We start from the raw sequence: 12,306 nt of genomic DNA, 5'->3' as shown, positions 1-12,306 counted from the left end.
TCGAGTGGACATTTCGTGGTTGTCAAACGCCGTGGTCAACCGAGTTATCCACCTAAAACGTCACTCGGCGTGAGTTTGAAAATATACAGGGTGAACTGCGGAAATGTACCGTTGTCCAGTGGCTTGGAGTCTCGAATTCACACGAATTCCACACCGCAAACACCACCCCTGTGGAAAACTCACCCGCACATTCCCCAATTGTCCACACCCCCTGTGGATAACTCGGTTTGCGGTTTGCATTACGGGGTAGTCTCATACACACAGCGAAAGGGGAGCCCATGGGTGCAGACGACAGCTTCGACGACTACGTGCCGCCGCCGGAACCGGCCGCGGACTACGGGGACTTCAGCGACTCCGACTTTGACGCGTTCCAAGGCAACAGCGGTAACTCGAGGGGGAAAGGTGGGAGGGGCGGTAGCTCGTCGAGAAGCAACCGCTACTCCAACTTCAACCGCGGCAACAACGAGCTGCAGGAATACCGCACGCCGCCGCACGACGAGCTGGCGGAGCGCTCCGTCATCGGCGCGATGCTGCTCAACCCCGACGTCATCCTGGATGTGGCGGAAAGCCTGCGCCCGGACGACTTTTACTTTCCGGCGCACCAGCTGATCTACCAGGCCATCCTGGACCTGTTCGCGCAGGGCAGCAACGTCGACGTGCTCATTGTCGCTGGGCGGCTGGACCGCATCAACGAGCTCGAGCGCGTCGGCGGCGCGCCGTATCTGCACACGCTGATCTCCGAGGTTCCCACGGCGGCGAACGCCCGCTACTACGCGGAGATCGTGGAGGAAAAGTCGATCCTGCGCCAGCTGGTCAACGCCGGCACGCAGGTGGTGCAGCTCGGCTACGAGGGCGAGGAGGGCATGGAGGTCGACGCGATCGTCGACCACGCCCAGCAGAAGGTCTTCAACATCACCCGCAACCAGTCGGGCGAGGACTACCGCCCGCTGTCGGAACTGCTCAAGCCCACTATTGACGAGCTGACCATGATCGCCTCCGGCGGCGCGCTCGAGGCGGGCGTGCCCACCGGGTTCATCGACCTGGACAAGCTCACCAACGGCCTGCACGCTGGCCAAATGATCATCATCGCGGCGCGTCCCGGTGTGGGTAAATCCACGCTCGCGCTGGACTTCATGCGCTCGTGCTCGATCCACCAGAACAAGACGTCCGTGATCTTCTCGCTGGAGATGAGCGCCTCCGAGATCATCATGCGCATGCTGTCCGCGGAGACGGAGATCAAGCTCTCGGCGATGCGCTCGGGCCAGATGGAGGAGCGTGATTGGGAGAAGCTCACCCACCGCCTCACCGAGATTCAGGACGCGCCGCTGTTTATCGACGACTCGCCGAACCTCACCATGATGGAAATCCGCTCCAAGGCGCGCCGCCTGAAGCAGCAGCACGGCCTGGACCTGATTGTGGTGGACTACCTGCAGCTGATGAGCTCCGGCAAGAAGGTCGAGTCGCGCCAGCAGGAGGTCTCGGAGTTCTCCCGCCACCTGAAGCTGCTCGCCAAAGAGCTCGAGGTGCCGGTGATCGCCATCTCTCAGCTCAACCGTGGCCCGGAGGCCCGCACCGACAAGCGCCCGCAGCTGGCTGACCTGCGTGAGTCAGGCTCGCTGGAGCAGGACGCCGACATGGTGTTTCTGCTCTACCGCCCGGACTCGCAGGACCGCGACGACGAGCGCGCGGGCGAGGCCGACATCATCGTGGCGAAGCACCGCGGCGGCCCGATCGACACCATTCCGGTGGCGCACCAGCTGCACTACTCGCGCTTCGTCAACATGGCGCACGGCTAGTTAACCTGCCCTATGAACAGTTAGGCATGGCTTTCCAACGGTGACACGCTGCGGAAACGCGTTTATGCTTCAACAGCACAACGCAAAAGCTGCAAAGGAGAAAGCCATGACCGTGCGTTCCATGAACGGCCCCGCCGCCTGCGCGAGCACGGTGGCCAAGCTCGACCCGAGCATTACTGTCGCCAAGACGGGGGAGAACACGCTGCTGCTCAACCTGCCGCGCAACATCGAGGAGATCGACAAGGCGACGGAGGACAAGTCGCTGCTGTCGCGCATTACGCGCTTCTTTGCTTAGCGACGGGCTCCGCCTGAACTACGCAATCGCCACCCCACGCTGCTCAGGTAGCGTAAACGCCGCCGCGCAGGCCAGCGCGAAGGCGGCGGCGAACACGCCGAACACCGCCGTCGAGCCGCCGAAGGCGAGCACCGGCGGGACCACTAGCGGGGCGAGGATTGAGCCGATGCGGCCGAACGCCGCGCCCGCGCCCGTGCCGGTTGCGCGGATAGCGGTGGGGTAGAGCTCTGGGCCGATCGCGTACAGCGCACCCCACGCTCCAAGGTTGAAGAAGCTGAGCAGGCAACCCGCAGCGATGATCTGCCACTCCGTGCTGGCCATGCCGTACGCGAACGCAGCAATCGCCGAGCCCGCGAGGAAACTCGCCAACGTGATGCGGCGGCCCCACCGCTCGATGAGCCAGGCGGCCGCGGCGTAGCCGGGCAGCTGCGCCAGGGTGATGATCAGCGTGAAGGTGAACGAGCGAACCAGGGAGAAACCCTGCTCCACCAGCAGGGACGGGATCCAGATGAACGCGCCGTAGTAGGACAGCGACACGCAGAACCAAATTGCCCAAAACGCGGCGGTGCGCCCGCGCAGCTCCGGGCCCCAGATTCCGCCATCGACGGGGTGTTCCTGGGCTGGCGCGGCGGTGTCGCACTGCGCGGGGTCGGCCTCGGCCTCGAAGTCGCGGACGATCCGTTCGGCTTCGTCGTGCCGGCCCACTGATTCGAGGAAGCGCACGGATTCCGGCAGTCCCATGCGCACGTAGATGGCGTACATGGCTGGCACCGCGCCGAGCGCGAAGCCCCAACGCCAGCCGTTGTCGCTTTGCGCCACCACGAAGGTGCCGATGACGGCCGCCATGATCCACCCCACCGCCCAAAACGCCTCTAAGAGCACGACCATGCGCCCCCGAACCTTCCGCGGCGAAAACTCGCTGACCAGTGTGGACGCAACGGGAAGCTCCGCGCCGAGGCCAAGGCCCACCAGGAAGCGGAACACCATCAGCGACGCCACCGACCACGCCAGCGCCGACGCGCCGGTGGCCAGTCCGTAGAGCAAGAGCGTTGCGGCGAAGACTTGGCGCCGGCCGATCTTGTCGGCGAGCAGCCCGCCCAGGCTCGCGCCGATGGCCATGCCCACGAACCCCACCGACGCAATCCACCCCGTGGTGGTGTTGTCCAAATTCCACTGCGCGGCCAGCGCGGCGAGGATGAAGGACACGAGGCCGATGTCCATCGCGTCGAGGGCCCAGCCGATCCCGGAGCCGACCAGCAGGCGCTTGTGTTTCGGGGTGACCGGCAGGCGGTCCAGTCGCTCAGTGCGGGTGAGCTGCGCAGAAGAGTTCATGCGGGGAGTGTAGGGCGCGCTCTCCCGCGCGTTGGCAGTTTTTATTCACCTGCGCCCGACGACACGGAGTTGAACGCCCGCAGCCGCAGCGAGTTCGACACCACGAACACCGAGCTGAACGCCATCGCGATGCCGGCGAGCATCGGATTGAGGAAGCCCAGCGCCGCCACCGGGATGAGGATGACGTTGTAGGCAAACGCCCAGAACAGGTTGCCCTTGATCGTCTTCAGGGTCTTGCGCGACAACCTGATCGCGTCCGCCGCTGAGGTCAGCGAGTTGCGCATCAGCGCGATGTCCGCGGCCTCGATGGCCACGTCCGTGCCCGCGCCCATGGCCAAGCCGAGGTCCGCCTGGGCGAGCGCGGCGGCGTCGTTGACACCGTCGCCGACCATGGCCACGTGTTTGCCCTCGGCCTGGAGGCGCTTGACCACCTCCACCTTGTCCTCCGGCAGGACGCCCGCGGTGACGTTAGCCGGGTCGATGCCCACTTCCGCCGCGACGGCCTCTGCCGCGCCGGCGTTGTCGCCGGTGAGCAGGTGAGGTGTAAGCCCCAGCCCGCGCAGCTGCGCCACGGCGTCGGCGGAATCTGCCTTCACGGTATCGCGCACGGCGACGAACCCGGCCAGGGCGCCGTCCACCTCGACGGCCACCGGGGTCGCCCCGGCACGTTCGGCGTCCTCGAAGGCGCTGGCTAGCCCGCCAAGCGGCAGGGAGGGGCGGCCGACGCGGACCGGGTGGCCGTCGATAAGCGCGGACGCTCCCTTGCCCACCTCATTTTGGAAGTTCTCCGAGGCTGGCACCTCGCTGGCCGCCTCCACGATCGCGCGGGCGATCGGGTGCTCGGAGCCGGCCTCCACGCCGGCGGCGAGCCGCAGCACTTCGTCGGCGTCGAAGCCGTCAGCTGCGACGACGTCCGCAACCCCCATCTCGCCCGACGTGATCGTGCCGGTTTTGTCCATGACCACCGTGTCCACCTGGCGGGTGGACTCGAGCACCTCAGGGCCCTTGATTAGCAGCCCCAGCTGGGCGCCGCGGCCGGTGCCCACCAGGATCGCGGTCGGGGTGGCAAGCCCAAGCGCGCACGGGCAGGCGATGATCAGCACCGCCACCGCCGCGGTGAACGCGTGGGCGACACTGTGGCCCACTAGGAGGTGTCCGGCCAGCGTCACCAGCGCAACCAGCACCACCACGGGCACGAAGACCTGCGAGATTTTGTCCACCAGCCGCTCCACCGGCGCCTTGCCGGCCTGCGCGTCGCGCACGAGCTTGCCCATCTGCGCGAGCGTGGTTTCGGCGCCGACGCGGGTGGCCTCCACCACCAGGCGACCGGAGGTGTTCAGCGTCGCGCCGGTGACCGCGGACCCCTCGGAGACCTCCACCGGCACGGACTCGCCGGTGAGCATGGATTCGTCCACGGCCGAGTGCCCGGACACCACGCGGCCGTCGGTGGCGATCTTCTCGCCGGGCCGCACGATGAATTGGTCGCCCACCGCCACTTGGGCAATCGGCACGCGCACTTCCTTGCCGCCCCGGATCACGGCGGCGTCCTTGGCGCCCATGTCCAAAAGCTCGCGCAGCGCCTCCGAGGACTGCCCCTTCGCCCGCGTTTCAAACCACCTGCCTAGCAGCAGGAACGTAATCACCACGCACACGGACTCGAGGTAGATCTCGTCCATGCCGGCGTGCGACGGGAAGATGGACATCTCCATGACCATCCCCGGCTCGCCCGCGTTGCCGAAAAACAGCGCCCACACGGACCACAGGTACGCCGCGGACGTGCCCAGCGTGATCAGCGTGTCCATCGTCGCCGCGCCGTGCTTCAGGTTCACCCAGGTCGCGCGGTGAAACACGCTGCCCGCGGCGAAAAACACCAGCGTCGCCGCCGCGAACGCCGCCCACTGCCAGTTGGTGAACTGCAGCGCCGGCACCATGCTCACCAGCATCACCGGCAGCGACACCAGCGCCGCCCAAATCGTGGTGCGTTTCAGCTTTTCGGCTTCCTCCAGGCGGGCATCCTCGAGCTTCTCGCTTGTCGACGCCCCCTTGGCCGCCGCTTCACCCCCCACCGCGTCATCAGTCATTTCAAACGCGTCGTACCCGGCGGAGCGCACTTCGTCGATAAGCACCTGCGACGACGTCTTCGCCGGGTCGAAATCGACGGTGGCCGTCTCGGTGGAGAAGTTCACCGTGGCGTCCACGCCGTCGAGTTTGTTGAGTTTGCGCTGCACGCGCGAAGAGCACGACGAGCAGGTCATCCCCGTGACGCCCAGCTCGACGTGCTGCAATGCTATCGGGGTTTCAGTCATAACCCCCAGCTTAGGCCCGGGTTAGGCCAGTGTGTAACCGGCCTCTTTCACCGCGGCCGCGATGTCGTCGGTGGAAAAGCCGTCGCCCTCGACGGTGACTTTCCCGGTGGTGTGGTCCGCCTTCACAGCGGTCACGCCCGCGACCTCAGAGATCTCCTCCTGCACGCTCATCTCGCAGTGCCCGCAGGTCATGCCCTCAACGTTGAACTCGCGTCCGGCCATGGTGTGTCCTCCTTAAATCTCGATTACGTAGCCGGCGTTTTTCGCCGCCTGCACAACATCTTCGTCGGCGAAGGTGAATCCGACAACGGTGAGGTGGCCGGCCTCGAGGTCCAATTCCACCTCGTGGGTGCCGTCCACCAGCGACAGCTCGTCTTTGAGCGAATCGACCGCGACTTCGTCCTTCGGGCCCGAGATCCGGTACGTCTTCGTCATGGCTGCTGCACGCCTCCTGGTTTCCACTCGTTCCAGCCCGGCTTGGAATAGCTCGGACATTGTTAGGGTTGTACCCGTTGCAATCTCTACAACAATAACCAAAAGCTTTAGGGAGCGTACTTTGAGCACGATCGATGTAACCGACGACACTTTCCAGGACACCGTCACCCAAGACGGCATCGTGTTTGTGGACGCATGGGCGGACTGGTGCGGCCCGTGCAAGCAGTTCGCGCCGACCTACGAGAAGGCCTCTGAAAAGCACACCGATGTCACCTTTGCCAAGCTCGACACTGAAGCCAACCAGCAGGTGGCCAGGGGGCTGGACATCCGGGCGATCCCGACGCTGATGGCGTTCCGCGATGGCATCCTGATTTACCAGAACGCCGGCGCCTTGCCGCCGGCCGCGTTGGACGACCTTATCCAGCAGGTCAAGGACTTGGACATGGACGACGTCCGCCGGCAGATCGCCGAGCAGAACGCCTCCGAACAGTAGGCCTTTTTATTCAGCGCCCGCGAGACGGGCGCTTTTTTCATGCGTACACTTGCCTAACGACGAACCCCACCACCGGAAGGACACTCCAATGGCGAACCCGTTTAGCAAGGGCTGGAAGTACCTCATGCAGTCGTTCGACACCAAGATCGACCAGAACGCAGATCCGAAGGTGCAGATCCAGCAAGCCGTCGCTGCTGCGAAGGAGCAGCACAAGGCGATCTCCGAGCACGCGGCCAACATCATCGGCAACCGGAACCAGCTGCAGATGAAGATGGAACGCCTGATCAAGTCCCAGGAGGACCTGCAGAACAAGGCGCGCACCGCCCTGCAGGCCGCGCAGAAGGCGGAGGCGGCCGGCGACGCCGAGAAGGCGCAGCAGTTCAACAACGCCGCCGAGGTCATCGCCACCCAGCTGGTGTCCGTGGAGCAGGAGCTCGAGCAGACCAAGCAGGCCTACGCGTCCGCCGACCACGCCGCCAAGGAAGCGCAGCAGAAGCAGCAGCAGTCCGAGGCGCACCTGAAGGAGCAGCTCTCCCAGGTCTCTCAGCTCGAGTCCCAGCTCAACCAGGCCCGCATGCAGGAGCAGACGGCCAAGACCATGGACTCGATGAACCAGTTCAACGACGACAACGTGCCCACCCTCGACGGTGTGCGCGACAAGATTGAGCGCCGCTACGCCAACGCCCTGGGCCAGCAGGAGCTGATGAAGGACTCCATGACCGACCGCATGGCCGAGATCGAGTCCGGCTCCACCGACGCTGCCGCCGCCAGCCGTCTGGACCAGATCCGCGCGTCCATGTCCGGCGAGCTCGAGGCCGGCTCCGGCGCGGGCGCCGGTGACGCGGACCGCCAGCTCGAGGCGGGCTCTGGTGAGGGCGAGGCCGCCGAGTCCGCCGCCGAGCTGAAGCCGTCCGGCAGCTCCCGTCGCGTCGCCGCCGACGCCCCGGAGACCTCCGACACCGACAACGCCAACAACACCGACGACATCCTCGCCGACGCCGAGAAGTACATGCGCGACGAGGACTAACCGCCTCCAACTAGCAGATCACAAACGGCCGCCTGACAGATTACGGCGGCCGTTTGTGCTGACCTGGGGCTCGAGGGGCTGACTGACAGATTCCGCCGCGAAGTGTCGGCGCCCCTAGCGGATTTGTTCACTCACCGAGACCCGATCAGTGAATTAGTTCCCACTTGGACGGTTGAATAATTCACTATCCCCAGGACATTGAAAGCCCGCAGTCCGATTAGTTCACAAGCGAGTGAACTATCCCGCAATTGGGTCGGAAAAGGCGCCCCGAGGGCCGAAACCCCGGAGCGCCGCAACAACTCCAGAACCGCGTTAGCTCTCCCGGCGGATGTTGATGAGTACGCCGCGGATGCCGGAGTGGAACCCGTCGCGGAGATTGACGCGCTGGGTCTCGGACAAGGTGTACTCGTGCAGGGTTTCGCAGGCGAACTGCAGCAGCGGCCGGTCGATTTCCGGGGGCAGCCCGCCGCCGGAGAGGAGGTGGGCGTTGTCGCGCTGTTCGCTGGAGGCGGCGTTCTCAAACCACCAGTTAGCGTACTGCTGGCCCACGTCGTAGGGGGTTTGGAAGCCGGCGGAGGTCCACACTTCTTCGGGAAGCGGCACGTAGCGGGAGCGCAGCTTGCGGCGCGGAGCCATCATCGACGGCTTCGGCGCAGGCTTGGGCCCCGGCTTCGGCGCGCTCGCAGGCGCGTCCGTGCTGGTGCCGGCGAGCGACGCGGGCGACGGTTTCGCACCCTCGGCGGGCGCCGACGGGGCGGGCGCCGACGGGCGGTCGGGCTCGCTGGAGACGTTCTGGTTACCGGGCTTGTTCGACTCGTTGTTCGCCTCCACCTGTGCCTCGGAAGGCTCGTCCATCTCTGGTTCGTCCGGGCGGTGGGTGCGTTGTTGCGAGGTCGGGGTGCCCACGATGTCCGACGGCTTCGGGGCGGCGGGTGCGGCAGCAGGCGCCTGTCCCGGCTTCGGGGCGGACGAAGCACCCGCAGAGGCGGCATCCGAAGTAGCGTCCGAATCCGAGTTGTCCCCCGCAGCGCCGGCGTCCGGCCGGAGCGGGTCGGGGCCCAGCCCTGGAACCGCGGTGGGGCCGTCCGCCTCTTCGAGCGGAGCAGCGTCGTTAAGCGGGCGCTCCCTGATGCTGGGCGGGAGCGGGCCCTCGAGCACCTGGAGGCGCATGGCGTCGGCGAAGTCCTCGCGCGGGTCGAGGATGGTGGTGCTGTCGCAGGCGTGGCGCAGGGCGGAGGACATGGAGTCCCAGCCGAAGCCGTAGAGGTGCATGCGCGCGCCGCGGCTGGTCACTTCCTCGACGCCGGGGATCATGTCCGCGTCGCCGGAGACCAGCACGAAGTCGGTGAATTTTTCGCTCACGCCGTTGACCACAAGGTCGGCGACGAGGCGGGTGTCCACGCCTTTTTGGGTGCGGCGCTCGCCCCACTCGATGAGTTGGCCGGTGCGCAGTTGCACGCCGTCGCAGGTGCGCAGCGCGCGCTGGTAGCGGTGCGGGCCTGAGTCGGGGATGCCGTCGTACCAGAACTGGCGGTGGATTGGTTGGTTGAGCTGGTCGGTGATCATTTTGCCGAGGGTTGCCACAACCTCCGGCAGGTCAATTTCTAACTGTGCGCGGGCGCCGATTTCCCACGAGTTGTAAAAGCTCGCGAGCAGGTATGACGTGTCGACGAACACAAGTGTGCGTTCAAGCATGGCTCCTAAATTCCGATTCTTTTTCGTTGCTAAGTAGCGTTACACGCACCATCTTGCCTGAAAAAGCTCAGTCATTCCACGTCGTATTTGTCACGGTTTCCTGCGAACTGGTTGCGCTCCCCCGGGCTGCGTGATAGTCAGTTAGTTACTCGAGTAACTAACCAATCAACCGGAGGGCAGGGCATGAACACTGACGCAGAGCCGCTCTTCGTGCAGATCGCCAGTTTCGTCGCCGACCTCATCGTCGACGGCACCCTGAAGCCCGGCGAGCAAGCACCGTCGACAAATCAGCTCGCCCAGTTCCATGAAATTAATCCCGCGACGGCGCGCAAGGGGCTTGCATTGCTTGTCGACGATCACGTGCTGGAAAAGCGCCGCGGCCTCGGCATGTTCGTCACCGACGGGGCCCGCGACCAGATCCTGGCGAAGCGTCGCGAGGATTTCGCCGGCGACTACATCGCCCCGCTCATCGACGAAGCCCTGCACCTGGGCTACACCCGCTCCGACCTCCACGACCTAATCGACCGCGTCGCAGAAAGCAGAGGCATGTACCAATGACCATCCACACCCGCGACCTGACCCGCAGCTTCGGTTCCAAGGACGTGCTCACCGGCGTCGACCTGGATCTGGGCCCCGGCATCCACGGCCTGCTCGGCCGCAACGGCGTGGGAAAATCCACGCTGCTGCGCATCCTGTCCGGTCAACTCAAACCCACCTCCGGCACCGTCGAGGTGTTCGGCGTGCGCCCCTTCGACAACGCGTTTGTCATGGACAACACGTGCCTGACCGGCGTTGACACCGCCTACCCGGGCACGTGGTCCGGCGCGGATGTAATCAAGGGTGCGCGGTTGCGCTACCGCACCTGGGACCAGCAGCTTGCCGACGCACTGACCGCCGACTTCGCCATGGATCAGGCATTGGAAACCCGCTACGGGAAGCTCTCCCGCGGGCAGCGCGCCATGATCGCCATCGTTATCGGGCTCGCTTCCGGCACCGATCTTCTACTCCTGGACGAGCCCTACGTCGGCCTGGACACCCACAACACCGAGGTGTTCTACCGCCACCTGCTGGACCAGGCGGACACCGGCCGCACCATCGTCATGGCCACCCACCACATCGATGATGCGGCGAAGGTGCTGGATACGGCGGTGATTCTGGGACGTGAGGGGGCCGTCGCAAAGCAATGTGCCCCCGAGGATGCCGACAGCTTCGCGGTGGCTGGAGGGGAGCTTCTGCCTATCGACGCCGCTTCGCGCCATGCCCGCCCCGCCCACTTCGACGACCTCATCGAGCACTACCTGGAGGTGTACTGATGAACACGACCCTGCTCGGATTCTTCCGCCACCAGTTCGTCGCCCCCTCGCTGTTCAGGCTGCTGTGGATGGTGCCGCTGGCGGTGATGTTCGGCCTCGGCGCGACGATTACGGACCACCCGCTCACTGCGGTGATGACACCTGCGATGGTGACCCTGTTTGTGATTGGTGCGCTGTCGATGGAGGAGACGGCATACATGGCGTATGGGATGCCCCGGGCCTGGCGGCTGCGACTGGCCGCGATGGCTGTGGTGCCCGCGGTCGTGATCGGCGTGGTGGTGGCGCTGCTGCTGCGGCCCGATTGGGTCGGCGTGCTGGGCGCCCTGGGTGCGTTGGCGATCGGTCTGATTATGGGGCAGCGCTTTGTCACCGGCGAAGTGCCGGAAGGGCGCGAACGCGTTCGCGGGCGCCTGGGGTCCGGCGGTTTCCTTGTTGAGCTGGTGTGGAAACCGCAGCTGCTGTGGGCTTTGGGTATCGCGGCGGCGCACTGCGTGACGCTGTACCTGGCCAGCTTCATCGGTAGTGAGCCTTTGAGGCTCTGGATCGGGGCGTTGCCACTGTTGGTTTGGTACGCCATGTATTGCATGTACGGCTCGGGGATCGCCGGTCCGGACGTCGGCGCGAGCTACGGGGTGCCGCGGCGGCGGTGGCTCGCTGCGTCGTTGGCGGCCTCGGTGGTGTCGGTGCTGGTTTACCTGTTGGTTGTCGGCTTTGTCTCGCACTTGAGCTGGGCCGCGGTTGCGGTCGGGGCCGCGGGGGCCTTTGCGTGCGCGGTGCTGGGGACGGCAATGAAGGTGCGACGCAGCGGTATGGGGCTGTTGCCGGCAATGTTCCTGGCCATTCCGGTTTCTCGGTCAGCGGAAGTGGCGTCATTTATGGACGGGGAGGCCTTGTACTGCCTGGTGGTCTCTGGGGTTTTCCTGCTCATCGGTGTTGGCATGCACGCCGCGTTCTTGGGTGGCTACATGAACCCGAAACAAGCACGTAAGAACGTATAGAAAAAAGGCTGTGCGCTGCGGGTTTGTGTTGTGTGTGGGGTGTGTGTAACTTATATCGAGTCAGCGAGACCGACAACGCCCCGCTGGAAGGTGAGATTCTTTCCGGTTTGTGTGGCGGGCAGGAAAACAATCGCTGGCGGATTCCAAAGTCACTTTCGGACTGGTCCACTTGTGTGGGTTGGTTTGGGTGTGCTGGTGTTGTTTGAGAACTCGATAGTGTGCCAATGTACTTTTGTTGCGTGGGTGTGTTTGCCTGCCTTTTGTGCACTGTGTGGTGCGCGCCTGTGGGTGTGTGCCGGTGGTGGCGTGGTTGAATTCCAATGATGGATCGCGTCATCGTTTTTGGTTCGGTGTGCGTGGGGTGTGGTTGAACATGTTTCACGTATTTTTGGCCAGCCCCTGCTTATGACCCCGTCGGGTTGGGGGTTGGTTGTTGAACCTTTGTAATTTTTGGATTTTGCCAGTCACTTGATGCCTGTTTTGGGTGTTGGGTGTTTGGTTTGTTTTTGGTTGGGTTTGGGCTTTTCACGGCCTGTTTCTGCTGAAACTGTTTTTGTGGAGAGTTTGATCCTGGCTCAGGATGAACGCTGGCGGCGTGCTTAACACATGCAAGTCG

Annotated in this window: 12 protein-coding genes and 1 rRNA gene; 8 read left to right on the top strand and 5 right to left on the bottom strand. The window is 64.7% G+C overall.

The genetic code is table 11. The annotated features are described in order from the left end of the window. Positions 1 to 278 precede the first annotated feature (278 nt). Both dnaB and MHY23_RS08455 read left to right on the top strand, forming a co-directional pair. Positions 279 to 1,796, top strand: a complete 1,518-nt coding sequence (gene dnaB / locus MHY23_RS08460; RefSeq protein ID WP_181889298.1) for a replicative DNA helicase — start codon at positions 279 to 281, stop codon at positions 1,794 to 1,796. Between the two features lie 106 nt (positions 1,797 to 1,902). After that, positions 1,903 to 2,091, top strand: coding sequence for a hypothetical protein (locus MHY23_RS08455; protein WP_070844554.1), 189 nt, complete (start codon positions 1,903 to 1,905; stop codon positions 2,089 to 2,091). A gap of 18 nt (positions 2,092 to 2,109) precedes the next feature. Here the strand turns inward: MHY23_RS08455 and MHY23_RS08450 are convergent, their stop codons facing one another. From MHY23_RS08450 to MHY23_RS08435, 4 genes are read right to left on the bottom strand one after another with little or no spacing between them, the layout of a single operon-like run. Then, positions 2,110 to 3,423: an MFS transporter gene (locus MHY23_RS08450; RefSeq protein ID WP_239307173.1), complete on the bottom strand. Its 1,314-nt coding sequence runs from the start codon at positions 3,421 to 3,423 to the stop codon at positions 2,110 to 2,112. A 41-nt stretch (positions 3,424 to 3,464) separates the two neighbouring features. Next, positions 3,465 to 5,729, bottom strand: coding sequence for a cation-translocating P-type ATPase (locus tag MHY23_RS08445; protein ID WP_239307172.1), 2,265 nt, complete (start codon positions 5,727 to 5,729; stop codon positions 3,465 to 3,467). Positions 5,730 to 5,750: 21 nt separating this feature from the next. Then, entirely contained in the window at positions 5,751 to 5,951 is a 201-nt protein-coding gene (locus tag MHY23_RS08440; RefSeq protein WP_239307171.1) for a heavy-metal-associated domain-containing protein, read from the bottom strand. Positions 5,952 to 5,963: 12 nt separating this feature from the next. Further along, positions 5,964 to 6,224, bottom strand: coding sequence for a transporter (locus MHY23_RS08435; RefSeq protein WP_239307170.1), 261 nt, complete (start codon positions 6,222 to 6,224; stop codon positions 5,964 to 5,966). A 61-nt stretch (positions 6,225 to 6,285) separates the two neighbouring features. Between MHY23_RS08435 and MHY23_RS08430 the strand changes: the two genes are divergently transcribed. Both MHY23_RS08430 and MHY23_RS08425 read left to right on the top strand, forming a co-directional pair. After that, complete coding sequence (locus MHY23_RS08430; protein WP_181889294.1) at positions 6,286 to 6,657, top strand: co-chaperone YbbN; 372 nt, start codon at positions 6,286 to 6,288, stop codon at positions 6,655 to 6,657. A gap of 88 nt (positions 6,658 to 6,745) precedes the next feature. Beyond that, a complete protein-coding gene (locus tag MHY23_RS08425; RefSeq protein WP_239307169.1) occupies positions 6,746 to 7,684 on the top strand; it encodes a PspA/IM30 family protein in 939 nt (312 codons plus the stop codon). Positions 7,685 to 7,996: 312 nt separating this feature from the next. Here the strand turns inward: MHY23_RS08425 and MHY23_RS08420 are convergent, their stop codons facing one another. After that, a complete protein-coding gene (locus MHY23_RS08420) occupies positions 7,997 to 9,379 on the bottom strand; it encodes an NYN domain-containing protein (protein WP_239307168.1) in 1,383 nt (460 codons plus the stop codon). Between the two features lie 183 nt (positions 9,380 to 9,562). Between MHY23_RS08420 and MHY23_RS08415 the strand changes: the two genes are divergently transcribed. The 4 genes from MHY23_RS08415 to MHY23_RS08400 all read left to right on the top strand — a co-directional run. Then, positions 9,563 to 9,937, top strand: a complete 375-nt coding sequence (locus MHY23_RS08415) for a GntR family transcriptional regulator (protein ID WP_239307167.1) — start codon at positions 9,563 to 9,565, stop codon at positions 9,935 to 9,937. Further along, a complete protein-coding gene (locus tag MHY23_RS08410) occupies positions 9,934 to 10,692 on the top strand; it encodes an ATP-binding cassette domain-containing protein (RefSeq protein ID WP_239307166.1) in 759 nt (252 codons plus the stop codon). The genes MHY23_RS08415 and MHY23_RS08410 overlap by 4 nt, the downstream gene beginning before the upstream one ends. Then, positions 10,692 to 11,690, top strand: a complete 999-nt coding sequence (locus MHY23_RS08405) for a hypothetical protein (protein ID WP_239307165.1) — start codon at positions 10,692 to 10,694, stop codon at positions 11,688 to 11,690. Before MHY23_RS08410 ends, MHY23_RS08405 begins: the two co-directional genes overlap by 1 nt. A 552-nt stretch (positions 11,691 to 12,242) precedes the next feature. Further along, positions 12,243 to 12,306: ribosomal RNA gene (locus MHY23_RS08400) — 16S ribosomal RNA — on the top strand; the annotation flags it as partial.

It is taken from the genome of Corynebacterium sp. ACRQP, assembly GCF_022345915.1.
Classification (GTDB): Bacteria; Actinomycetota; Actinomycetes; order Mycobacteriales; family Mycobacteriaceae; genus Corynebacterium; species Corynebacterium lehmanniae.
The sequence above is the reverse complement of the archived record's forward strand: the minus strand, read 5'-3'. Positions and strand labels throughout refer to the sequence as shown.